At 48.6% G+C, this 23,579-nt stretch carries 23 protein-coding genes; 12 read left to right on the forward strand and 11 right to left on the reverse strand.

What is annotated here, in order from left to right:
• The first annotated feature begins 3 nt into the window (after positions 1-3).
• Positions 4-2,358, forward strand: a complete 2,355-nt coding sequence (locus tag H6G50_RS06775) for a CHAT domain-containing tetratricopeptide repeat protein (RefSeq protein ID WP_190714530.1) — start codon at positions 4-6, stop codon at positions 2,356-2,358.
• A 203-nt stretch (positions 2,359-2,561) separates the two neighbouring features.
• On the opposite strand, the gene H6G50_RS06780 is transcribed toward H6G50_RS06775, so the two are convergent.
• Positions 2,562-3,881 carry a Glu/Leu/Phe/Val dehydrogenase gene (locus tag H6G50_RS06780; RefSeq protein WP_190714532.1) on the reverse strand — a complete coding sequence of 440 codons (1,320 nt, stop codon included), beginning with the start codon at positions 3,879-3,881 and terminating at the stop codon, positions 2,562-2,564.
• Positions 3,882-4,189: 308 nt separating this feature from the next.
• A complete protein-coding gene (locus H6G50_RS06785) occupies positions 4,190-4,411 on the reverse strand; it encodes a hypothetical protein (RefSeq protein ID WP_190714534.1) in 222 nt (73 codons plus the stop codon).
• Between the two features lie 4 nt (positions 4,412-4,415).
• On the opposite strand from H6G50_RS06785, the gene H6G50_RS06790 reads away from it, so the two are divergent.
• Positions 4,416-4,979, forward strand: a complete 564-nt coding sequence (locus tag H6G50_RS06790; RefSeq protein WP_190714536.1) for a DUF4126 domain-containing protein — start codon at positions 4,416-4,418, stop codon at positions 4,977-4,979.
• Between the two features lie 135 nt (positions 4,980-5,114).
• On the opposite strand, the gene H6G50_RS06795 is transcribed toward H6G50_RS06790, so the two are convergent.
• Positions 5,115-5,489: a four helix bundle protein gene (locus H6G50_RS06795; protein WP_190714538.1), complete on the reverse strand. Its 375-nt coding sequence runs from the start codon at positions 5,487-5,489 to the stop codon at positions 5,115-5,117.
• Between the two features lie 129 nt (positions 5,490-5,618).
• The gene (locus tag H6G50_RS06800; RefSeq protein WP_190714540.1) at positions 5,619-7,880 is read right to left on the reverse strand and encodes an adenylate/guanylate cyclase domain-containing protein; all 2,262 of its coding nucleotides are present in this window, start codon (positions 7,878-7,880) and stop codon (positions 5,619-5,621) included.
• A 183-nt stretch (positions 7,881-8,063) separates the two neighbouring features.
• Here H6G50_RS06800 and H6G50_RS06805 point away from each other — a divergent pair, with 183 nt between their 5' ends.
• Positions 8,064-8,825, forward strand: coding sequence for a thioredoxin domain-containing protein (locus tag H6G50_RS06805; protein WP_242032736.1), 762 nt, complete (start codon positions 8,064-8,066; stop codon positions 8,823-8,825).
• 20 nt (positions 8,826-8,845) lie between these two features.
• Here H6G50_RS06805 and H6G50_RS06810 read toward each other — a convergent pair whose 3' ends face one another.
• From H6G50_RS06810 to H6G50_RS06820, 3 genes are all read right to left on the reverse strand, one after another.
• Positions 8,846-10,027 (reverse strand): MFS transporter, encoded by a 1,182-nt coding sequence (locus tag H6G50_RS06810; protein WP_190714543.1) that lies wholly within the window; start codon positions 10,025-10,027, stop codon positions 8,846-8,848.
• Between the two features lie 303 nt (positions 10,028-10,330).
• Positions 10,331-10,966 carry a ferritin-like domain-containing protein gene (locus tag H6G50_RS06815; protein ID WP_190714545.1) on the reverse strand — a complete coding sequence of 212 codons (636 nt, stop codon included), beginning with the start codon at positions 10,964-10,966 and terminating at the stop codon, positions 10,331-10,333.
• Between the two features lie 69 nt (positions 10,967-11,035).
• Positions 11,036-11,443: a nuclear transport factor 2 family protein gene (locus H6G50_RS06820; RefSeq protein WP_190714546.1), complete on the reverse strand. Its 408-nt coding sequence runs from the start codon at positions 11,441-11,443 to the stop codon at positions 11,036-11,038.
• Between the two features lie 268 nt (positions 11,444-11,711).
• Between H6G50_RS06820 and H6G50_RS06825 the strand changes: the two genes are divergently transcribed.
• The 7 genes from H6G50_RS06825 to H6G50_RS06855 all read left to right on the forward strand — a co-directional run bounded on the left by H6G50_RS06825 (position 11,712) and on the right by H6G50_RS06855 (position 17,246).
• On the forward strand, positions 11,712-12,275 hold the full coding sequence (locus tag H6G50_RS06825; protein WP_190714548.1) for a sigma-70 family RNA polymerase sigma factor: 564 nt from the start codon (positions 11,712-11,714) through the stop codon (positions 12,273-12,275).
• Positions 12,276-12,340: 65 nt separating this feature from the next.
• The gene (locus H6G50_RS06830; RefSeq protein WP_190714551.1) at positions 12,341-12,895 is read left to right on the forward strand and encodes a cupin domain-containing protein; all 555 of its coding nucleotides are present in this window, start codon (positions 12,341-12,343) and stop codon (positions 12,893-12,895) included.
• Positions 12,896-12,941: 46 nt separating this feature from the next.
• Positions 12,942-13,904 carry an AraC family transcriptional regulator gene (locus H6G50_RS06835; protein ID WP_190714553.1) on the forward strand — a complete coding sequence of 321 codons (963 nt, stop codon included), beginning with the start codon at positions 12,942-12,944 and terminating at the stop codon, positions 13,902-13,904.
• A gap of 464 nt (positions 13,905-14,368) precedes the next feature.
• On the forward strand, positions 14,369-14,764 hold the full coding sequence (locus tag H6G50_RS06840) for an MAPEG family protein (protein ID WP_190714555.1): 396 nt from the start codon (positions 14,369-14,371) through the stop codon (positions 14,762-14,764).
• 558 nt (positions 14,765-15,322) lie between these two features.
• A complete protein-coding gene (locus H6G50_RS06845) occupies positions 15,323-16,228 on the forward strand; it encodes an ATP-binding protein (RefSeq protein WP_190714557.1) in 906 nt (301 codons plus the stop codon).
• 419 nt (positions 16,229-16,647) lie between these two features.
• Positions 16,648-16,902 (forward strand): hypothetical protein, encoded by a 255-nt coding sequence (locus H6G50_RS06850; RefSeq protein ID WP_190714559.1) that lies wholly within the window; start codon positions 16,648-16,650, stop codon positions 16,900-16,902.
• Positions 16,899-17,246, forward strand: a complete 348-nt coding sequence (locus H6G50_RS06855; protein WP_190714561.1) for a type II toxin-antitoxin system RelE/ParE family toxin — start codon at positions 16,899-16,901, stop codon at positions 17,244-17,246. The genes H6G50_RS06850 and H6G50_RS06855 overlap by 4 nt, the downstream gene beginning before the upstream one ends.
• A 169-nt stretch (positions 17,247-17,415) precedes the next feature.
• Here H6G50_RS06855 and hpnA read toward each other — a convergent pair whose 3' ends face one another.
• Positions 17,416-18,420 (reverse strand): hopanoid-associated sugar epimerase, encoded by a 1,005-nt coding sequence (hpnA, locus tag H6G50_RS06860; protein WP_190714563.1) that lies wholly within the window; start codon positions 18,418-18,420, stop codon positions 17,416-17,418.
• A gap of 80 nt (positions 18,421-18,500) precedes the next feature.
• Positions 18,501-18,749 carry a hypothetical protein gene (locus H6G50_RS06865; RefSeq protein WP_190714564.1) on the reverse strand — a complete coding sequence of 83 codons (249 nt, stop codon included), beginning with the start codon at positions 18,747-18,749 and terminating at the stop codon, positions 18,501-18,503.
• A 340-nt stretch (positions 18,750-19,089) separates the two neighbouring features.
• On the opposite strand from H6G50_RS06865, the gene H6G50_RS06870 reads away from it, so the two are divergent.
• Together H6G50_RS06870 and recR are read left to right on the forward strand one after the other, a co-directional pair.
• Positions 19,090-19,431, forward strand: a complete 342-nt coding sequence (locus H6G50_RS06870) for a histidine triad nucleotide-binding protein (RefSeq protein WP_190714565.1) — start codon at positions 19,090-19,092, stop codon at positions 19,429-19,431.
• Between the two features lie 18 nt (positions 19,432-19,449).
• Positions 19,450-20,046, forward strand: a complete 597-nt coding sequence (gene recR, locus H6G50_RS06875) for a recombination mediator RecR (RefSeq protein WP_190714566.1) — start codon at positions 19,450-19,452, stop codon at positions 20,044-20,046.
• A gap of 71 nt (positions 20,047-20,117) precedes the next feature.
• Here the strand turns inward: recR and lpxC are convergent, their stop codons facing one another.
• Positions 20,118-20,948, reverse strand: coding sequence for a UDP-3-O-acyl-N-acetylglucosamine deacetylase (gene lpxC, locus H6G50_RS06880; RefSeq protein WP_190714567.1), 831 nt, complete (start codon positions 20,946-20,948; stop codon positions 20,118-20,120).
• A gap of 117 nt (positions 20,949-21,065) precedes the next feature.
• Entirely contained in the window at positions 21,066-23,552 is a 2,487-nt protein-coding gene (locus H6G50_RS06885; RefSeq protein ID WP_347239892.1) for a BamA/TamA family outer membrane protein, read from the reverse strand.
• Positions 23,553-23,579: the final 27 nt, after the last annotated feature.

The raw sequence follows: 23,579 nt of genomic DNA on the forward strand, positions 1-23,579 counted from the left end.
GTTATGAACGACAAAGATAGACAAAAGGCGAAACGATGGGGCTTATGGGGTTTAACGCTGTTGTGGGCGATTCCGATCGCGATCGCAGTTCCGGGTGCGATCCCGCAGGGATCCGCGAAGCGGCACGCGCAATCCCCAGAGCCAGATCGCTTGCTCCAACAAGGTTTCGTCCAATCCCAGCAAGGGCAATGGGATGCGGCGGTGGCTTCGTGGCAAAGTGCATTGCAAGGATACCGCAACGCTCGAAACCAAGACGGGGAAGCGCGGGCGTTGGGGAGTTTGGCGAATGCGTTTCAAGCGTTGGGGCGTTATGCCGATGCGATCGCGTCCGCTAATGCAGCGCGCCAGCTTTGGCAGCAATTGCAAAATCGCACCGAAGAAGGAAAAGTTATCGGCAATTTGGGCAATATTTACATCGAACTGGGCAATTATAAGAAAGCAAAGGAATTGCACGAGCAAAGTTTAGCGATCGCTCGCGAGTCAAACAATGCCGAAGGAGAGGTACGAACGCTGATTAGTTTGGGGGCGATTGCCGGTAGCGAGGGCGATTACGAAGCCGCCAAACGCAACTATCAACAAGCGCTGACAAAAGCAACCGCGATCGGCTATACCAGCGCCCGCGCCACCGCCTTAAATAACCTCGGTTCGGCGTACCACGCCCTAGGGCAATATCAAGAGGCGATCGCGCGTTACCAGCAAACCTTAGAACTCGCAGAAACGCTCAACAGTCCCCGCTTTCAAAGTGCCGCCCTCGCCGGTTTGGGACTCGCCCACGCCAATTTACAAGATTACGATCGCGCGCTGCAATACCAAGAACGGGGCTGGAAATTAGCCGAACAAATGAACAGCAAACCCTTAGCCAGTATTGCGGCGGCGAATTGGGGATTTACGTTATGGAAGGCAAGGCGATTGCCAGAAGCCGAGAACAAGCTGCGGGAAGCGATCGCGATTCGCGAATCTTTGCGTTTGGAACTCAATGATTTAGATCGCGTTTCCCTGTTCGATACCCAAGCGCGGGATTACAGTCTCCTGCAACAAGTCTTAATCGCGCAGAATAAACCGGAAGCGGCGCTCGAAGTGTCGGAGAGAGGACGGGCGCGGGCATTTGTGGAATTACTCGCGCAGCGCCTTTCCGACTCTAATATTGCCGCAGCAGCTAATGTCGAGCCGCCTTCCTTGCCAAAGGTACAAGAAATCGCACGGCAGCAGCAAGCGACATTAGTTGAATATTCCATCATTTCTGACGAACAGTTTGTCGGACAGGGAAAACTGAAAGGGAAACCGATCGCCCTTTATATTTGGGTGGTGCAACCGACGGGAAAAGTGACCTTTCGTTCTGTCGATCTGAAAAACCTCGAGCTGCCCTTAGAAGAAATTATCAAGCGCAGTCGTCGTGCCGTTGTCGGACGAGGAATTAACCAAACTCCGGTAGGGGATAAGCAATCGACTCCCGAACGCCGCCGTCCGACTTCGCAGTTTCTCGGATTAATGTATCAGTTGTTAATTGCACCGATCGAAGATTTGTTGCCAACCGATCCCGAAGCGCGTATTATTGCGATTCCCCATCAAACCTTATTTTTAGTTCCTTTCGCCGCCTTGCAGGATAAAACCGGAACCTACGCGATCGAAAAACATACGTTCGCGATCGCGCCCTCAATTCAAGTTCTCGACTTCACCCACCAGCAAAAAGAACGGTTACTCGCCCAAACTTCGGAAACACGGGAAGATTTAGTGGTTGGAAACCCCACCATGCCCAGCTTTAAAGAACCCGATGGTACGTTAATTGAATTGTCGCCTCTACCGGGAGCAGAAACCGAAGCCCAACAGATTGCCCAACAACTCAAAACCGAACCGCTAATCGGTAATAGTGCCACAGAAATCGCTGTGAGAGAGCGATTGGGCAGCGCGCACCTCGTTCACTTAGCCACCCACGGATTATTAGATGATTTTGGCACGGGGATTCCCGGCGCGATCGCTCTCGCTCCGAGTGGGGACGCTTCGACTTCGCTCAGCTTAGCAGGAGATGGGTTGTTAACGGCAGAAGAATTATTAGGGTTAAAGATTCGCGCCGAATTGGTGGTGCTGAGTGCTTGCGATACCGGACGCGGCGAGATTACCGGCGATGGCGTAATTGGGTTGTCGCGATCGCTCATTGTTGCAGGCGCGCCCAGTATTTTAGTCTCGCTTTGGGCAGTTCCCGACGCGCCGACGGCTGAATTAATGGTGGAATTTTACCGTCAGTTAGCCCTCAATCCCGACAAAGCGAAAGCCTTGCGACTGGCAATGCTTGCCACCCTCAAAAAATACGATAAACCCGTTAACTGGGCTGCTTTTACTCTCGTCGGTGAAGCCGAATGAATTAAACTGAAATAAGAGTTTAAAAATTGCCGTAGAGACGTTGTATACAACGTCGTTATTGATATTTCGTAGGGTGGGCAGCGCCCACCAGCTTTAAGTCAGTGCCATTAATCTTTAGTGACTTAAGTTATTAGCCTTGGGTTGTAAACCCAAGGCGGGCTAGGTGGGCGGGGGTTAAGCTTAAGTTGACACCTTCCACGCCCTCAATGCCCATTCAGGTAATAATCCCGCGTTCCTTTAGCATCCAACGCTTCCCCGAGGCGATTGAGGGCGTGGATATAAGCGGCGGCGCGCATCGAAACATCGAGTTCTTTACCGATCTTCCAAGTATTTTCGGTTTCTTCCACCATACGTTCTTTAAGGCGTTGATTGACTTTTTCCAGGTTCCAATACAGTCCGCTGCGGTTTTGTACCCATTCAAAATAACTGACGGTTACACCGCCCGCGTTGATTAAAATATCGGGGAAAACGTAAATCCCTCGATCTTCTAAGATGCGATCGGCAGCAGAATTAATTGGCCCGTTGGCGACTTCAAAGATATACTTGGCTTGAATGTCGGCGGCATTGAGTTCGGTGATTTGATTTTCGAGCGCTGCGGGAATCAAAATATCGACATCTAGGGTTAAAAGTTCTTCATTACTAATGGTTTGATGTTCGACAACATTGCAGACTGTATCTTGACAATAGACTGCTTTCATGGTCTTGCGCTCGGCTTTATACTGGCGCAAACTGGGGATATCTAAACCTTGTTCGGCATACAGTCCGCCTTGAGAATCGCTAACAGCCACAACTTTATAACCGGCTTGCCAGAGAACGTCGGCGAGAATGCCTCCAACGTTGCCGAATCCTTGAATCGCGACGGTGGTTTGTTCGGGAATGAGATCGAATTTCGGCAGCAAAGTTGCGATCGCGTAATACGCCCCCATTGCCGTGGCTGACTCTCGCCCTTGGGAACCGCCCATCATCACGGGTTTGCCCGTTACTACCGCCGGACTCACTTTGCGTTTGATGATGCTGTATTGATCCATCATCCAACCCATAATCGTGGCGTTGGTGTAAACATCGGGTGCGAGAATGTCAATGTCGGGGCCGATAAAATCCGCGATCGCATCGATATACCCCCGACTCAACCGCTCTAATTCTTGCCGGGATAATTCTTTGGGATTAAGCGCGATGCCGCCTTTTGCACCGCCGAAGGGAAGATTAAGCAAGGCACATTTAAACGTCATCCAAAACGCGAGCGATTGCACTTCATCCATCGAAACATTGGGATGATAGCGAACGCCGCCTTTTCCCGGGCCGCGCGTATCGTCGTAGCGCACGCGGTAGCCTTGAAACACGCTCAGAGAACCGTTATCCATGCGCACGGGAATGGAAACACACAAACTCGCCTTGGGGTATTTCAGGCGGCCGAGGGCATCTTCTGACATCGAAACGTATTTTAAGGCGCGATCTAATCGCGTTCTTGCATCGGCAAATAACGAGCTTTCTTTGGGAGTTGGGACAGAAGTTTGTGCGAGCATAATCTTAAGGTAGAGTGAGAAAACATAGCAGAGATTGGGTCAGGTGCGATCGCCCTAACCTTCCTTTTATTTCGAGATGCCACAAGGATTTCCAGCCGCACGACTGCGACCCTTTTAGGAAATATTTGCAAGCATTACTTAAAATTCAACGTATCGTTTGCGAACCGACAATGTTGCACGAAACCGACGCAAAGAAACCGGATTTTTGGGCCTCGCGTGCAAATCTTATTGAAGCTTCGCCTACTAATATTGTAGGCACAAGCAAACCGTATCATTGAATACAATGCAACAGTTCTTTACAATTCCTCTCAGAAAGGTGCAAATTGGCGAGTTTGAGGGAACTCCAGACAATCCAACTCGTCGAGAGCTAGCATTCCTCCCCCTAAAAGCAAGAAGCTCTTTATACTGGGGATATGATACTGCGCGCCATCGAAGCGATCGCCATTCATCCGAAAAGCGCGCCGCCGTGGGGAAGCATTAAGCCACAACGTTTGAGAAACGCGATTATCCCCAATCCCGATAAAAGCCATTGGTATGTTTGTTGGAATTTTAGCCGCTCTTTCAGCGTCAGCCGCAGCCGGAATGCGAATTGCCTTACCACTGCTCGCGATCGGCTTACTACAAAATGATATTCTCTGGCAGAACGTACCGCTGTTATCTCGCATTCATCCTCAAGTTTTGCTAGGTATCCTGACCAGTTGGTCGCTGTTCGAGCTATTCGGTTCAAAAAAATTCCTGAGTTTGCGCGCATTGCAATTAGTCGAACTAATATTTAGTCCGATTGTCGGTGCTTTATTGGCAATAACAGCCGCTAGAATTGCGCAGTTGAAATTCGAGATTCAACTCGAACCGTTATGGACTATTGCTATAGTTGGGGGAACATTGGCTTTAGTTCTAAAACTGGTACAAGTTGGTTGGTTTTTTCGCCTGCGACGATTGCCAATTTGGGCAGTTTTTGCAGAAGATATCCTTTGCGTTTTACTGGTCTTTGTGTCGTTTAAAGCTCCCGAGCAAGGCGGATTAATTGCCATGTTGCTGCTGTGGCTTGCCGTTCGCAGTTCGCAGGAGTGGTATCGTTGGTATCGTAAGAATGAATAATGAGTGGGGAATTATGAATTATGAGTTATGAATTATGAATGGGGAATCATAAATTATGAGTTATAAATGGGAAATCATGAGGAATGAAGGAGGAGTAATGAATTAAGAATTAGAGATAGAGTAAGTCAATTAAGTTTAACGATTTTGCTTAGTTTTACGAATAATCGCAGTAAGGATTGCGATAATTTCTTCCGTTTCTTGAATGAGGGGCTGAAGTCGATCGCGAAGAATAATTTCTGATTCCTCAAACAGGTGTAGCCAATATAAACTTTCTCTCGCCTCTTTTTGAGCGATACTCATTTTATGAATAAAATCGGCTTTACTTTCTCCTGACTGAGCTTCTTCTATATTCGCACCAATTGAAGTCGCTGCTCTTAAATATTGTTTGCCTAATATCCAACCTGCTCTATCCGTTCCCTCTTGTACGCTCTGATGCAGTTTAATCGCCTGTAGAGCATACTCAAAAGAACGCTTCCGAATATCCTTGGGCTTCTCTTTTCTGCCCTCCATAATTACCTGTTCTCCTTTAATGATTCATAACTCATAATTCATAACTCCCTCTTCATCACTTATCACTCCCCCTTCATAACTCCCCCTTCATAACTCATAATTCATAACTCATAACTCATAATTCATATTTTATTCTGATTGCTGAAGCGCATCCGTTAAAACGCTTACTAATGCCGCAGCAATAGTCGGGGGTTTATAGGTGAAATGAATGTAAAAAGTCCGTCGCGAAGCTGTTCGATCTAACACCTTTGCGTACACATCTTCGCTAATTCCAAACCGATCGCCCAGTTTTAAGAAGTTGATTTTCAAGTTGCTTAAGGGAGGCGGCATCGAATCGGTATTGCCTTTTTCGATGCGAATTTCGACCCCTTTAGTCGAAATACTGACGATGTTACCTTTGAAGATTGTATCGCTGACTTGTTTTCCTTCCAGCACAAAGTACAGAACCGGAAGTTCCCACCGCAAGCGAATAAATTGTTCTTCGTTTTTAGGGAGATAAAGATTGTAGCGATCGCCAATTCCGCCAATTTCATAGAGGGAGATGTTGTCTTTTACGCCTTTGGGCTTGACTTGTTTCTCGCCGTCGATCCTTAAGTTTTCTGCACCGATCGCGGCGAGTGTGTCTTGGGAGATCAGGATTTGATTGCCGGTGGAGTAGGTTTCGATGCGGAAAGCGAGGTTGACGTGATTGCCAATGACGGTATATTCAGCGTGCAGTTCCGAACCGATATTACCGACGACGCATTCGCCGGTATGAATGCCGATCCCCATTTCGAGGAGGGGTAGATTCATTTCTGTTAAGGTTCTGTTGACTTCTTCGATCGCGAGTTGCATGGCGATCGCGCAAGCAACGGCTCGCTGTGCATCGTCTGGCCGCGTTTCCGGCGTGCCAAAATGCACTAAGATACCATCACCAAGGAATTTATCGATCGTGCCTTCATGCTCTTGAATCGTTGCGAGCATGGCTTTAAGATAAAGATTGAGGATGGTAACGACTTCTTCGGGCGGCAATCGTTCGGAAAGGGCCGTAAATCCGCGCAAATCGGAAGTAAGGATGGTAATACACTGGCGCTTACCGCCGAGTTTTAAGCCTTCGGGACTTTCAAGCAAGTTCGCAACCACTGCATCGGTTAAGTAGCGCCCGAAGGTATGGCGAATTTTGCTGGCGGTGTAGGCCATATAGCCGGTAATCGCAAGGGTGGAACCGGCGAAGGCGAGAAGCGGCGGGACAACGGGCAGCCACCAACCGTAGAGGTAGGCGATGTAAGTACCGCCCATTAAAACACCGATCGCGATTGAAGGTGCGATCGCGCGAGTGAGCATAAAAACCCAGCGTTTCGTCGTCTTGCGCCATTTCCAGGCTAGGATTGCGCCGCCAACTGCCCAAAGTACAATCCACGCATTCTCGACGGGTTCCGACCAACTGCGAAAAAGCGGACGACCGTCGATCGCGGCGTTGAGGATTTGACTGACGAGGGCGGCGTGAATTTCGACTCCGGCGACGGGTTTGGGACTTCGCAGCAAGCTACCGCTATAGGGCGTGAAGTAGGAGTCATTAAAGCTTTCTCCGACGACTCCAATTAAGATAACGCGATCGCGCGCCCAATCTTTGGGGACTCGGTTGTTGAGGATATCGCTGAGGGGAACCGTTTCAAAATAACCACTCCCGCCCCGATAGTCGATAATGGTTTGAAACCCGCCGGCATCGGCTCGAATATAACCGCCATGATTGCTTTTGAACTGGGTAAATAAGGTTTTTCCCAGCCACCAAGTATCGTCGGAACCTTCGACGTTTCGGGGGCTAATTCCGTCGCGATCGAGATATTGCAGGGCGAGGTGTAACGGGAAACTGAAAACTGTTTCACCTTTGGCACTCTCTAAATACATAAAGCCCCGGCGAATGCGCTTATCGCTATCGATAATCAGATCGTTTGCGCCGACTTGTCCTTTTGCTTTCAGCACGGGAGGAGGGGCAACCATCTCTTTACCGGAGTCGCCGACTACCTTTTCAATGCCGACTAGATTGGGTGTCGATTCAAAAACCTTAACCAGTTCTTCGTGACCGGGAGGAACGGGAAGATCGCGGTAGATATCTAATCCTATAGCGCGCGGCTGTTGGGCTTTGAGTTTGTCGATTGCTTCAGCATAGACGCGATCGGGAACGATCGCTTGTCCGATCTGTTTTACATCCTCTTCATTAATACCAACAATCGCAATACGTTTATCTGCCGGAACAGTCGGTCTGTGGCGCATATATTCGTCTAAGACGAGCAATTCAGGCATCTGCAACCCGCCAACGAATCGCAACAGTAGGATTAACGTCGCGCTAGTTGGTCCTGCAATCCATACACCTCGCCATTCCCAGAGAAATTTCTTTAATTTTGCCCACATTTTGAGGTCCCGGTTGAATTAATGAAACTGCTGGGTAGATGCTGATGACACGCAGAAACTACGGGCAATTGCCGCCCTCAATCTCTCAATATCTTAACAGGTCGATTTGAGTCGCTCTCGCTCTCCTAATCGCGGCAATTGACTTATCCTAGGTAAAGATAGTACAGCGAAGGAGGTGAGTCATTGTTTGCGATCGCAGCTAGATTGATGGGTTTAATGTTGCTGGTGGTTAGCTTGGTTGGCTTTTCTCTACCGGCTTCTGCTTTTGGCAATGACGCTCAATTTGAAGCGAAAGTTCTGCAAGTGCTTCGAGACCATCCCGAAACGATTATCCAGTCGTTACAAGCGTATCAACAGAAACAGCGCCAAGAACAGCAGAAGCGCCAGCAAGCTTTTTTAGAGGAGATGAAAGCTAACCCAAAAGCGGTTATCGGTTCCTCGCCGACCAAGGGCGCGGCAACGCAGGATATCGTGTTAGTGCTGTTTTCCGATTTTCAATGCCCTTACTGCGCTACGGTGCGCGAAACGCTAAAACAGTTCATGCTCGAGCATGGCGATCGCGTGACGTTGGTGTATAAAAATTTACCCCTAACAGAAATTCACCAACAGGCGTTACCGGCGGCGTTTTCGGCTTGGGCAGCCGGACAGCAGGGTAAGTTTTGGGAGTATTACGAGGCACTGTTTGCCCAGCAGAAATCGTTGGGAGAACCGCTTTATCAGGCGACAGCAAAGGCGTTTGGGTTGGATATGGAACGGTTTGAGCGCGATCGCAGCAGCGATGCGGCTGGAATTGCGCTGGGGAAAGATATTGAAATGGCAAGAACGCTGGCTATTGAAGGTACGCCCTTTTTAGTCATGAATGGGGAAGCAATTCCCGGTGCGGTGGAATTGGCAGATCTCGAAGCGGTTTTCAAAAAAGTCAGCGCTTCTAATACATTACAATAGAAATTTGTCAATTAAAATTGTCAAAGTCTATTCAATCTCTGCAAGCAGAATCTAGCTACAAAAAACGCGCTCGCGCCTGCCATTGCTCCGGCGATGGGAACGATCCGAGCTTGCTGCATCCAAAGGGAAAACAACGCTAAACCCGCGCCGCTTCCGCCAAAATAAATGCCCGTTCCCAAGCCCGCTCGCGCCGTCGGAACGCTGGATAATGCTAAGGGAATCGTAGCGGTAAACGCCAATCCAAAAGCCAAACCCAGGGCAAAGATCGTGACGAGATGGATAAGAGTCGAACGGCCGATGAGTAATGTTAATCCCATCAAGAGTGCCATCGCTCCCAAAGCAGATTGCATTGAATGATTGGGGCGATATTGGGTCACGAAATCGCCCCAAAGATTGGCACTTAGGGCAGAAATAGCTAAGATAATTGCGCCAATAATTCCTGAATTAGTAGCGGGGAAAGATTCACTTAAAATGGGACAAAAGATACCGAACAAAATGTTCGATTCAAATCCCGCTGCGAAGCCGATGAGAAAGAGGAGAACGAGTCGTTGTAACGAGATCGGTTGCGATTTTGAAGTTGGGAATGGCGCGACTCGATGCTGGGGTGTTTGCGAGTAGAGACAGAATGCACCTAATAATAGCGCGATCGCGCCGCAAAGAAAGGTCGGTGTTGCTCCCATTCGCTCTAAGAGGAGTACGAGTAGCGGGTTTGCTGCTGCAACTAATCCTAAAACGAGAACGATAATACTGCTTGCTTGGGGTAATTGGTCGAGGGGGGCAAATTGTATTAAAAGCGCGATCGCCGGACCGCGAAATACGATCGTACTCATTACCCAAACCATCATCAAAACCGGGACAATCCAACGCAAACCTTCCGGAATATTGCCCGAAAGCAGCCAAGAAAGGAGCGCAAAGATTAAACCCGTCAGCGTCACGCCCACAGAAATTTGCGGCAAACGACTGCCAACACGACGCAGGATGCGATCGGAAAATCCACCCACTAACGGTTCTAGAATTGCCGCGAACAACCCTTGCAAAATCACTAAAATCGCAGAGAGTTGCGTAAAGCCCAAACCAGCCAAAATTTTGGGCTGATAGAATCCGTAAGCATTAAAACATAAAACAATCGCAGCCAGCAGCGCGGCTAATCCCCAAACTTGCCGCCAGAGAATCAAATTTTCTGACTTGAAAGTGCGAAACATTTGTGGATTGTTGGTTATTTATTATTGGGAACCTGTTAAAAGATATAGTGTTTTTCAGTTGAGTGAGGTACAGTTCCAAAAATCAAATCGGTAGGGGCGCGGATTTCGAGGTCGCCTCGAAATTAAACGCCGCTCCGTAGGGGCGAATGGTATTCGCCCGCTGGATGTACCTCATCCCTGTGAAAACTGCTAGATATATCTTGCTAAAAGCGTTTGCTGTGAATGAGAAAGCTGTTAAGAAAACCCAGTTTCTTAGGGCGATGAGCAAGAGATAAGAAGCAGAAACCGGGTTTTAATCGAAGCTTACACTTTCAACACCCAAGCATCGCGATTTTCAGCACTGACAAAAGCAGCGGGGACGGGTTTTATTTTGACTCCTAACGAGACAAAAGCAGCCCGAATACTCGCCGCATGAGCCGATTCTGTCGAGCCGATACTCGCTCCTGCGGTAATTAAAGCGGGGGTTTTCAGTTTGGCAATTTCCATCGTGTAGGCAATGGCAGCATCGGTTTCTAAAGCGAGGGCAAGTTTGGCAATATTGACATCAGAATCCAAACCGCCCTCGCCTTTATCTAAATAGGAAGAAACATCGTAACTCGATTCGGGACTAACGGGCATTCCTCCCAGACTTTTAACGGCAGCAGCGAGAGCATCGCGATGCTGTTTGTGGTCGGCTTGATTGGCTAGTGCGATCGCTAAAACGGCTTTGCCAACCTCGGAATCGCTTAACTTTCCTGCTGCAAAACTATAAGCCCAAATTGCTTGATGTTCGTAGTATAAAGCATTGTTTAAAATGCTCAGTTCGTCGGTCATGTCGCTTGAATATTCGGCGAGAGCGCGCTTTTGGAGTGAGGGCAATCCGATCGCGCCAGCAAATCCCGCGATCGCGCCACTAATGACGATATTCCGACGAGAAATCGTTTTAGCATTCTGCATCATAAAAAGCTCCGAAAAAATCTAATAAATTGTGATGTGGGACTGACGGGGAGAGGGCGCTTCGCTGTTTTCTTAAACAGACTGTAAAGTTGCCTGAAGTTCTGCAATAACGGCTAACGGATCCCAGTAAGCACGGACGCTTGTAATTTGAGCGTTGCTGTTAAACTCAAAAACATCAATTCCTTCAAAGGTAACGGTTTTTCCCGTTTTGCCAACGCCTTGTCCTCTCCACTTGACTGCCGCTTCATTGTCAATAACTTTGACAAACTCTTCGGTGAGTCCGACTGTCTCGAAATAATCTGAAATTCCCCGGAAAAATTCATAGCGCGCTTCTCGATTTTCCAGCGGCGTGCTGCCGACGGGTTCGCAAGCGATCGCGTCCGGGGCGAAGGTATCCAACCATTGATTGACATCCAGCGATCGCGTGGCAGCATAATAATCGCCTAGAACGGTTTGAATGGCTTTAATATCGGCAGGCATGATAATTTAGGCTCCGAATAGGGTTGAATGCGTGAATTCCAAGGGAGCGGCACTCACTTTACTTTTGTCGCAAGTTGCTTCTAAAGGAGATACGTTGGCTTTTTTGAGATGGATCTACAACGGGAAAAATTGTTTGGGGAAGAGCCGAGCGAAGTTTTAGATCGAATCTCAACAGTAGTTAGCTTGCGGTGCAAACATCCCAGCCAACGTTCTATAAAGGTCTACGTTCGCTTGCCAGAATTGGATCTATCAGCGACAATTCTTCGGTATGACAGCCCAATCCCACGAAGAAATCTATCTCCTGGGTTGTATTGCCCGGGAGGATCGACGCGCTCTCGCCCAACTGTACGATCGCTACGCGCGCGTCCTTTTTGCCTTTGCCCTAAAAATTGTGGCTTCCCGCGAAGAAGCCGAAGAAGTCGTTCTCGATGTTTTCGAGCGAGTGTGGAAGACGGCGGCGAGTTACGATCCGAAAAAGGGGAGAGTGGATACCTGGTTATTTACGATCGCGCGTTCTCGCTCCATCGATAAATTGCGCGCCAAAAAGCGTCAGGGAAAACTCGCCGAAGCCTCGGAACAAAACGCGCAAGCCGAAGCCTCTACCTCCCCAGAACCCCTCGAAGACGCGATGGTAAGAGAACGCCGCCAACAAGTCCTCGAAGCCCTTGCTAAACTGCCGCCCGAACAGCGCCACGCGATCGAACTCGCTTACTACCAAGGACTCTCCCGCAACGAAATTGCCGCCCAAACCGGACATTCTGCCGGAACTGTCGCGACGAGAATTCGCTTGGGACTCAATAAATTGCGGCAATATTTGGATGAGGCTCGTTAGAATTGAAGGGGAAAAAAGGGCAGATGCGAGCGGGGAAATCCTGCACCTCCATTAAAGAACGACCTATGATTGACGAGTCACCTCAAGAACTTGCCGCCTTAGCTGCCCTCGATCTCCTCACTGAAGAGGAACGCCGCCTGCTCGAGGACAACTTGCGCGAGTTTCCCGAGTTAGAAACTGAATTAGCCGCCTATAGCGATGCAGCAGCCGCTCTCGCCTACAGCGCGCCCGATGCTGCCCCCTCCCTAGACTTAAAGGATCGCCTCTTTTCCACCCGCATTACCCGCCCGCCGGAAATTCTGCATTCCTACGAAGTTCAGTGGCAACCGCACCCTTTTCCCGGAATTAGTCTGGGTATTCTCCATCTCGATCGCGACAAAGGCGAAGTTACTGCCCTCGTGCGCCTCGAACCCAAAATCGAGTATCCCCTCCACCAACACGCCGGAGTCGAAGAACTTTTTGTCCTCGAAGGCGATGTGATTGCCGCCGGACGAGTCTGCAATCCTGGCGATTATATCCGTTCTTTCCCCGGTTCCGCTCACGCTCCCGTTACGGAAGGAGGCTGTTTGCTGCTGGTGCGCGCTTGTCTGGACGACGAAATTTTTGCGATCGGGACTTAGGGCGTTTTGCCGTGTTTTTTAACTCAAAATTGAAGCATAAATTGCAATGAGCTTGGAACCCAGACAGCCGCTGGCACTCGACTATCGCCAAGCGAATGCAACGGCGGAATTGCTACCGAAACCGCCGCTATTATCTAGTTGCGGCTGGAATGGGATTCATTTAACGGTTTTCGGACAGCCGGAGTTTGAAACGGCTGAGCATCACCACGCGATGCACGCGATCGCCTATGCTTCCAGAAATGCGCTTATCTTGCCTGCTGGGGAAGAAGACAGCCTGGGAAAAGGTATCTCGCCCACTTCTTCTTGCTCGGTTGGCGAACGCTGGTTGGATGGCAAACTGGAACGGGAAACCCGCAATGGAGGAGAAATTGCCATTATTCCGGCTGGGACTCCCCATCGCTGCAACTGGAATCGTTCGGTGCAGTTTATGGTACTGGCGATCGCGCCGGAATTTTTAGAAGCGATCGGTCGGGAATGGTGCGATCGCGTCGAACTCGTTCCCCACTTTATGACGGCAAGAGATGCTTTAATAGAAGGCATTTTTAGTAGCCTCAGCGATGAATTAACCACCGGGGGAATCGGCGGTACTTTGTTAATCGATAGCCTCAAAACCGCTTTAACAATTCATCTGCTGCGTAATTATTGTACGCGATCGCCTCAAAAGTTCCAGCCGACGGGCGGTTTATCCCCTGCTTGTGTGAAGTTAGTGACGGACTACATTCAAGACAACTTGCAGCAAAACTTACAACTGCAAGAAATTGCCGCGATCGCGCAAATCAGTCCCTATCATTTCTTGCGCTTATTCAAACAAAGTTTTCACCTCACGCCTCACCAATACATTCTGCAAAGTCGTCTCGAAAAAGCAAAAACATTATTAGAACGAGAAAACGCCAGCATCGCCGATATTTCCCAGCGCGTCGGCTTCTGCGACCAAAGTCATTTAACCCGTGCTTTCAAACGTGCTTTCGGGACGACTCCTAAACAATTTCGGCAACATAAAATTGAATGAAGTAGCACTCAAAGAGCGCAAACCTTGTGCTTCTCCCTTTCAATTTAATCTTTATCGCTACTTGAAACGTGAATAAATGTCCTAATACCCTTTCCTAATCGCGATGCACTAAATTTTTCGCTGTAGAGGCATAGCACTGCTCATTGGTGTCACGCAAGGAAATCAAGTTCCTGGCTGATAGCGGAAACCCGTTGAAACGGGTTGGATACATCTGAATTTTCCAGTCCTATAAATGAGGACTTGAGTTAGGACATTCGGTAGGGTGGGCAGCGCCCACCACTCAAGGCTTTCAGCTTTTAGTACCGCTCACGATCGGGCAAGTAGCGCTATAGATTGCGCACCGGAAAAAATTGCCTTCTCTTCTTGTGGCGCACCGCAAGATTATTCTAAAAATCGAGCAACTATCTTCTATTTATAAAACAAGGATTTTTTTACGATGGATTAACCGATAACCGATAACTAATATGACTATTCCTCTCTTGAGTTTATCCATCTTTATAATTTGGACGATGGTTTTAGCAATTCTGTTGATTGCAGCCAGACTTCGACATTTAAGTTCTGGCGGTTCGCCCGCCGACTTCGGCGATCCCACAGGCAATAAATTGTTGTGGCGTTTGCTGCGGGCGCAGGCAAACTGTGCGGAAAACTTGCCATTGTATGCTGGCGTTGTGCTTATTTTAGCAGTGCGGGGAGTCGCGACGGGCGCGATCGATGTTTTAGCGATTCTTTATATTACCTTTCGCCTGCTTCATTCCCTCTTTCATCTCTTCAACTTTAATCCCAATTATCGCGTTGCTTGTTTGGGCGTTCAATTTCTCTGCCTATTAGGTTTACTCGCCTCAGCAACGATCTTCACTTAAAAAGCTTGATAAATCATCAAATAGAGTTCCGAAGGACGACGAAATTAAAACTTTAAAAGGCTTGCTTTAGCAAGCTTTTGGTTTTTCGGAAATGTCTAGTATTTGAAGGTTCCACTTTCTACGCTGGTTCCGTGGGTGCAGAATGTTCAGAATGGAAGGACAGGGAATCTTATGGTTGTTTTAGCAGCGGGGGTTAAATAACATGAGCTACACTATAGTTAGACCATCCAATGTCTAAGTCAACCGAGCTATTTACAATTTGAGTATTCGATAGTGTAATTTCATCATGAGTACCCTCGATAGAATCCTAGGAACGGCTTTGTAACTGCCCTACGAACAGCAGCATATGCCGATCCAAATTCTGCAAAATCGTCATCACGAAAGTCGCCGTACAGAAATAGATACAGATACTCAGCAGACATTGACTGACTCCCACTCGGACAAATTCCAGCGCCAATCAGCCGAAGAAGTTGTTGCAGTCTTGCGTCAGTATTTGCATGAACCAGAAGCATGAGATCGCTGGTTTTAACTCCCAAATTTAGACGCTTTTTACCGTTTATGAAAATTGATATTGAAAATTTTGACCTCACACAGCTTCCAGATGCAGAAGATGATTTTTTTGAATTCAAATCAAGTAACACTCCACATAATGACATCAAGAAGAAACTAAGCTGTGCAGTATCAGGCTTTGCAAATTCTGGAGGCGGATGCTTCATTGTTGGTGTTGATGGTAACGGTAATGCTGATAATGGTTTGTCCTTAAAGATCGGAAAGCAAGATTTACGGGACTGGGCAGATCAAATTGTTAATCAAGTAGAGCCAGTTCCTAAATATGAAATTAAACTAATAAATGATTCGATGGGACGAGGAGTTATTCAAACAGATTCAGTCATTCTGCTTGTTATTATTCATGAAAGCTATGCTGGTCCACACATGGCTCCGGATAATCACTATTACATTCGAGCGGGTGCTCACACAGTCAAAGCCAAACATTTTATTGTTGAGGCGATCTGGGCTAAAAGGCATTTTTCTAAACCGCGATTAACCCACTTATTTAGACTTAAACCTGAAGAAGAGCAAGCTATTCAACTCGGAATTATTGCGCTTACAGATGCTCCAGCTATCGAGGTTAAGATTAATATTTCGCCTTTGCCTCAAATGATTAGCCATTGTGAAAGCCTATTTCCCCTCCAGGTCTCCGTTATCGATCGGAATAACCCATTCTTCTTCGATGTATCAACTTACGATCGAGCGAAAGAGCCTTTTGGAAAGGAGCTACATCTTAAAGTAGAGTATTGCGATCTTGCTGGAAACCCTTACATCTATGAAACTAAGGTTGAGGTTTCTGGATCGATTTCGCCCATTACCATTGGAAATGATAATCCAGCAAAAATAGTTAGAGCACTTGAAGCAATCAACAAAGCTCTTTTACAACTAACAAAGTTCACGCAAAAATTCTGCTAAGTCCAGTTTTGTGTTATCTCAACTATCAGAAAATATATTTGTATATATTAGAAAATTTGATTCCTGAGCTTTCAACAAATATGAGAAATAATTTACGGGCTTATTTGTTTGCCCGTGAGTTCATTATTAGGACAAAAGATGCAGTTTACAATGAGAACCCAAATTATCTAATTCTTCAGTATTATTTTTAAGCTCATTTTTTGCTGAGCAGTAAGCTAAGAATCCTAGAAAATTATGCGTTAATTTATAAAATCACATACAACAATACAAGGTTAGTGAAGCACTCATTGTGTACTTTTATGACTGCTCAAATCTGCCCAAATGATAAATTAATCAAGTATTGAATACTTTTTTGGTGCAACTGAGAATTAAAAGTTAGAATAGAATGTAAAGTCTTTGTACTAAAAAATGGTTGTGCGATGGCAATAGTTGTTACTCTTAGCCCTGAGTTAGAAGCGTTACTGCTTGACAAAGCTGTTCGGCGAGGTCAAGACGTGAGCTTTGTTGCGTCTGAATTGTTAGCCAGTGTCTTAGAGTGGGAAGAGCAGGATTCAGAAGAGGCTATCAAGGGTATTCAGCAAGGATTAGACGATTTTGAGTCAGGGCAATTCCGGTCTTTTCAAGATTTTGCTCGAGAGCAACGCAGCAAATACAATCTGCCAACCGACTCATGAAGTATCGCGTCGAAATCTCAAGCGTTGCAGAGACTGAAGCAGATGGTGCATTTCTAAGATTGTCCCAAGTTACCTCTCCTGCAAAGGCAAGCCAATGGTATTCAGGGCTATTACAGGCAATCGAGTCTTTGTCTCAGATGCCTAAACGCTGTCCATTAGCGCGAGAGGATGAGTATTTTAGCCAAGAGATTCGCCAGTTACTTTATGGGCGGGGGCGTAACTCATACCGAATCCTTTTTACTGTTTTGGAGGGGCAAAACACGTTAACGGTTCGCATTCTCCACATTCGTCACGCATCACAGCAAACGATTGGTGAAGACCCTGAAGAAGCTGACGCAACATAACAATCCGGTTGGAGCGGACTGACAAGAGAGCTTGGTTGGGTTGCAAAGGCTACTAGCAGCCGCTGCACTTCACCGTTATACAGCTAAATTTTGGGCGGGGTGCAGTGCAAACCTCACTAGACAATCTCCGGAAATTTGAAATCTAGTCCTACAGACTTTGATAAAGCGCTTAATCGCCGAGGTGAATTTTGGGAACATCCACGAAATTTGCTTGGAACCACGCGACGGCATCCTGAAGCGCGATATTAATATCTGACTGCGGCAAATCGAGTTCTCGTACTGCTTTAGACGCATCATAATACATCAATTGCGATGACATTCGCGCGCCGTCGAAGGGAACTGAGGGCGTTTTTCCCAAACGGGCGAGGAGCGTTTCATCTACCCACGCAACGGCAACGGGAAGCCACGCTGGAACTCGAGTTTCGGGGGCAGGAATGCCAGTAATTTGAGACAGGCGATCGAGTAGAGATTTGAGGGTAAGATTTTGATTGCCGAGGATGTAGCGATCGCCCGTTTTCCCTTTTTCCAATGCTAAAATATGTCCCCGCGCTACATCTCTAACGTCAATAAAGTTTAAGCCTGTATTGACATAGGCGGGCATTTTATGCGTCAGAAAGCGGACGATAATTTCTCCGGTGGGTGTCGGTTTAATATCCCAAGGGCCGATGGGCGTACTCGGATTGACGATGACAATATCTTGCCCTAATTCGATCGCAGCGCGCGCTTCTCGTTCGGCGTAGTATTTCGATTTTTTGTAATCGCCGATCAGTTTTTCTGGCGGACTTTGATAGGTTTCATCGACCGGAATTCCGTCTTTTCCGACACCAATCGCAGCAACCGAACTGGTATAAACGACGCGATCGATTCCCGATGAGCGAGCGGCAGCAAGGATGTTGCGCGTTCCCAAAACGTTGCAGCGGTAAAGCGCTTCTTTGTCCGCTTGCCAAAGGGAATAATGGGCGGCAACGTGGAAAAGGACTTGACATCCTTGCATTAAACGAGGCAATTCCGGATCGTTGAGATCGCCTTTAACAATTTCGACTTCTAAATTTTGGAGGTTATTTAAAGGACTGCTAGGACGAACCAATGCTTTTACGTCGTAGCCCGATTGTAAGAGCGATCGCACTACATTCGCCCCCACAAAGCCGGTTCCTCCAGTTACAAATGCGCGCATGACCGTAAAACTATAAGTCTAGCGCCTAGGCGATGCCATATTGCTGGCATTATCAGCTTGAAAATTGAGGCTGCCCCAAGTTAACAATAGAACTGACTTCTATGTAAGCGGACTTCACCGGAATCGGGTACCCAAGCCACCCAAGTATCGGCGGACTCTTGGCAAAGGAGTTTAGCTTCGTCGAAACCGTATTCGTTGAGTGGCTGAAGTAATTTTACCCAAGCATCGCGGTTGTAAGTCATATGACAGACGGGATTCCAGCCGGACGCGATCGCTTTTTCTAAGGCAGTGGCGGACAGAGAATTAGAATCGATGGTGGAAAAGGGCATAAGTTTTCTCCGTTGTATAACGATCGATACTGGCTCGAAATGCTTCTTACCGCCAGCGCTCGAAACAAGAGCAAAATATTTTCTGTATCTATTTTTACAAAATACAGCGAGATTGGAGCTATTGTTTGGATAAATTAACAAATCGCGATCGCGGCACTCAGGTAATTGCGTTTAGCGCGCTGCCAAGACAACTCCCACCGCAACAGCTTCCTGTTCTCGCTCGTCCCGCTAGAATAAAAAATTAAGACCCAAAACTTAAAAATGGAGATATAGTAGGCATCACAGCAATTTTGTTGCAAGCTGTCAGCCCAGATCGAGAACTCCCAAGATTCGATTTACCATGAGCGATACTATTTTTGGCAAAATTATCCGCAAAGAAATTCCTGCCGATATTGTCTACGAAGATGACCTCGCCCTCGCCTTCAACGATATTAATCCTCAAGCCCCGACGCATATCCTCGTCATTCCCAAACAGCCGATTCCTCGCCTTTCGGAAGCCACCTCTGAAGACCACAAACTCATGGGACATCTCCTGCTGACGGCTAAGCGCGTCGCCGAACAAGCGGGACTGAGTAACGGCTATCGTTTAGTGATTAATAATGGCGAAGATGGCGGGCAAACGGTAGACCACCTCCATCTTCACATTCTCGGCGGGCGATCGCTGCGTTGGCCGCCCGGTTAGGCTAGAATCAATCTTTTCATGATTTACACTCCTCCCCTCGCTCGTTTAATCGAACAGTTACAAAAACTCCCGGGCGTTGGACCCAAAACTGCCCAACGCTTGGCGCTTCATATTCTCAAGCGTTCGGAGGACGAGGTACAAGCGCTCGCTCGAGCGCTTGTCGAAGCGAAGAAGCAAGTTGGATTGTGTAAAATTTGCTTTCACCTATCGTCAGAACCGACCTGCGAGATTTGCCGCAATACAAACCGCGATCGCGCTACAATCTGCGTTGTTTCCGATTCTCGCGACATTATCGCCCTGGAAAAAACGCGCGAATATCAAGGGTTATACCACGTTCTCGGTGGCGTGATTTCGCCGATGGATGGCATCGGTCCCGACCAACTTTATATCCCCCAACTAATCCGCCGCGCCAGTCAACCGGATGTCAACGAAGTTATTATTGCAATCAGTCCGAGTGTAGAAGGCGAAACAACCACGCTTTATCTCGGTCAACTCCTCAAACCTTTCACGAAAGTTACCCGCATTGCTTTTGGGCTGCCGATGGGTGGCGATTTGGAATATGCGGACGAAGTGACGCTAGCGCGTGCTTTAGAGGGGCGGCGCGAGTTGGACTAGGTAGGGCTTTTGTGAATAATTGACAATTTGAATAATTGACATTTGTCAAGATTTAGCGTGAGATTGGCATTCTAAACAATTTGATTTTGAATGGCTTTCGCTAAGCGAACGTGCAAGCTATGGCTGGCTTTGTAAGCGAGAAAGTGCGCTCTGGGGAAGGTTCCGAGCAAGCTGAGATCGCCGACTAAATCTAAGAGTTTGTGGCGGGCGGGTTCGTTCTCGAAGCGCAGGGGAGGATTAAGCCAACCGTTGCGATTGCACACTAACGCATTATCCAAACTGCCGCCTTTAATCAATCCGAGTTCGCGCAACCGCTCGATTTGATCGGCAAAACCAAAAGTACGGGCGGGAGCGATCGCCGAAGCAAAGGGTTCGCGGTTGGGATACCACGTTGCCCACTGTTGCGCGATCGCCGGATATTGAGCAAAATCGATGCCGTAAGTAAAACACAACTCCGAGGAAGGAACCGCTGTCACAAACGCATCGCCCTCAACAACAGTAATGGGCGATGTTAGGACTCGGGGTTCCGGCTCCTCGACACTATCCGATCTTAAGCCAGCGCGCGCGATCGCCTCCGTCCATTCTCGCGCCGAACCATCTAATAACGGCACTTCTGGGCCGTCAATTTCAATTCTGGCATTATCCACGCCACTCGCCGCCAAAGCCGCCAACAAATGTTCAACCGTGCGAACCGTTGCTCCTTCCTGCTGCAACTCCGTCGAAAGCATCGTTTCGCCCGCCGCACTCGCTAGCGCCGGAATTTGCGGTTCTCCCGACAAATCCACCCGCACGAAATAACGACCTTCTCCGGCTGCTGCGGGTAGCACGCGCACCCGAGTTTGCGCTCCCGAATGCAGGCCCACGCCCATTCGTTCACAAGGTTCCTTTAATGTCTGCTGCATCCTCACCTAACAATTTATTCAAAGTTGGTCAGCACTTTATTATCTGCACCAGAATCATCAAAAAGTAGCGGATAGTGGACAGTTTGAAAGCTGCTATCCACTATCCGCGATTCACGATTAGAACCGTTCCCCAATCCCAAAGTGGAAGCGACTGCCCCCATCGATATTGAAACCGTAATCGATACGAATCGGACCTAGAGGAGATTGAACGCGCACGCCCAAGCCATAACCCAAACCATCGCCCGGTTTATTGCGAATCACTGCCGGTTTTCCAGGAACATCGCTTCCTGTTCCTAAATCCGTCCCGTAATCTACAAAGAGCGCCCCACCAATCCCAAACCGGCTGATCGCAAATAAGGGAAAGCGATATTCCGCCGTAAACTGAAGGTAAGAACGACCGCTGCCAACTCCGCCTTCTGTATAACCGCGCACGGAATTAGCACCGCCGATCGCGAACGCCTCGTAGGGCGGTAAATCCCCAAAGATCGTTCCGCCTTGAATATTAAACGCTAGCGCTTCCGGTCCGGGGGTAAAATTCGTGAACTCCACCGGAATATAATAGCTGTAACTCCCTCGCAGTCGGCTCATCAAAATATTCCCCGAACCGACTGGAATGGTTTGATCCATTGCCAAGCGCAACAGCGAACCGCTCGTCGGTTGGAAGGGATTATTCCGCAAATCTTGCGACGCACCGAAGTGGAGTGCCAGCATTTGGTCTTTGCCGCTGTCGCTGAAAGAAAGGAGATTGCCCAACTCATCTCGCGGGCTGCGATCTCCTCGGCTATCTTCTACTGAAACACCTTGAAAATCTAAGCCAGCCGACACATACCACGGCGATTGTTCAAAAGGACTTCCTCCCAAAGGCTGCCCGAAAGTAATCCCGCCGCCCGTGCGCACAATCCGGGGGCGATCGCCATTGGGCAGGCGGATATCGGGATTTCCTTCATCAAAAATCAATGAGATCGACCGGCGGCGGAAGGCATTAACTGTATAAGACAAGCGATTCGGATGAGTAGCAATCCAAGGATCGGTGAAACTGAGATCGAATAAAAATTCTCGCGTCCCGAGTTGCGCTTCTGCTGAGAAGGTTTGGTTGTTACCGCCGACATTTTTCTGTTGGTAACTCGCCGTTCCGAAGAAACCGCTAGCAGAACTAATCCCCGCCCCCGCTGCCACCGAACCCGTACTCGCTTCGTTGACATCGACATTCACAATAACTTTCGACGGATCGCTTCCCGGCGAGAAGGAAAACTTCACGTCGTCAAAAATCCCCAAGCCAAAAACGCGCTCTAAATCTCGCTGGGCGGTTTGGCGGTTGAAGACATCACCGGGTTTGAGTTCGATTTCCCGCGTAACGATGAAGGGGCGAGTTACGCCGTCCACGGGTTCGTTCTCGTCATTAAAAAATCTGACGCGAATGTCTTCAATGTTCCCTTCGGCGACAACAAGCGTTACAGTTCCATCTCGTCCGACTTCCGGCGCGCCCACGACTTGGGCTAAATCGTAGCCCTGCTCTTTGTACCAGTCGTTCAAGCGCAGAATTCCCGCTTGGAAGCGGCGCAGATTGAGAATTTTACCGTATTGATTTTGAAAGATTTCGTCAACTTTTTCTTGGGGAAGAACGCCCTCACCTTCGCGCTGGGGAATTGTTTGAATGACAACGCGGTTGAGAATGGGATTGGGTTCGACCTTGAAGGTAATGCGCACGCCCAAGGGGGTATCTTCGGGCAGGACGGTTACGTTAGAGAAGTAGCCCGTAGCGAAGATTTGGTTGACATCTTCTTGGAGGATGGTGCGCGTCGTCGGTCGTCCGGCGCGAGTGCTAATCACCCGGTAAATCTCGTTGAGGAGTTCGGGATCTTGGGTTCCGTCGATCGCGAGTTCGGCGACGAGGACTTGAGGATCGGGGGCTGGTGCTGCTTGCGTTCCAGAAGGTGCGGGTGCGGGCAATGTTGGCGGCGTTGCTTGCGTTCCAGAAGGTGCGGGTGCGGATGGCGTAGATGGCGTTCTGGAAGGAACGGGTAACGAAGGGGGCGTTGAGTCTTCCAACCGCTCGGGCTGCTGTTCGGTTTCCGGGGGGGCAGGCTGTCCGGGGAGTGGTGTTTGGACGAGTTGGGGTCTATGTTTTTCGAGGCTGGGGATGGTGCGAACGGCGACGCTTTCGCTTTCTGCATTGGGCGTAATGGAGGGGCCATTAATTGCCAAAGACTCAACCACCGCAGCGGGATGACTCGCGACTAAGATCTCGTTAACGTCATTATTGCTACTGGCTTCGGGGATTGAGAGAGGAACAGCAGCATCATTCGGTGTTGCAGTTGGGGCGTTGGTTGCTGTCGGGCTAACACCGATCGCTGTTTCTGTCTCGGCTGGAAGGTTTGAAGGAATATTAGCCGCTGGGAGAGCCGACTCGATCGCTTTTTTCGTTTTTAATAATGAAGGCGTTTGGCTGCCTTCATCCGGCAGTTCCCACTGTTCTCTTGGCTGTTCTCCTGGCGAGGTTAAAGAATTCGCACGGACTGTCCCCGCTCCCCCGAAGGTCAGACAGGACAGCAGGATTGTTGCGATCGCAATCCGTAATCGCAGATTTCTGATTTCGTTTAGCACGTCCACACACCACACTCACTCAATCAA

It is taken from the genome of Oscillatoria sp. FACHB-1406 (assembly GCF_014698145.1).
GTDB lineage: Bacteria > Cyanobacteriota > Cyanobacteriia > Cyanobacteriales > Spirulinaceae > FACHB-1406.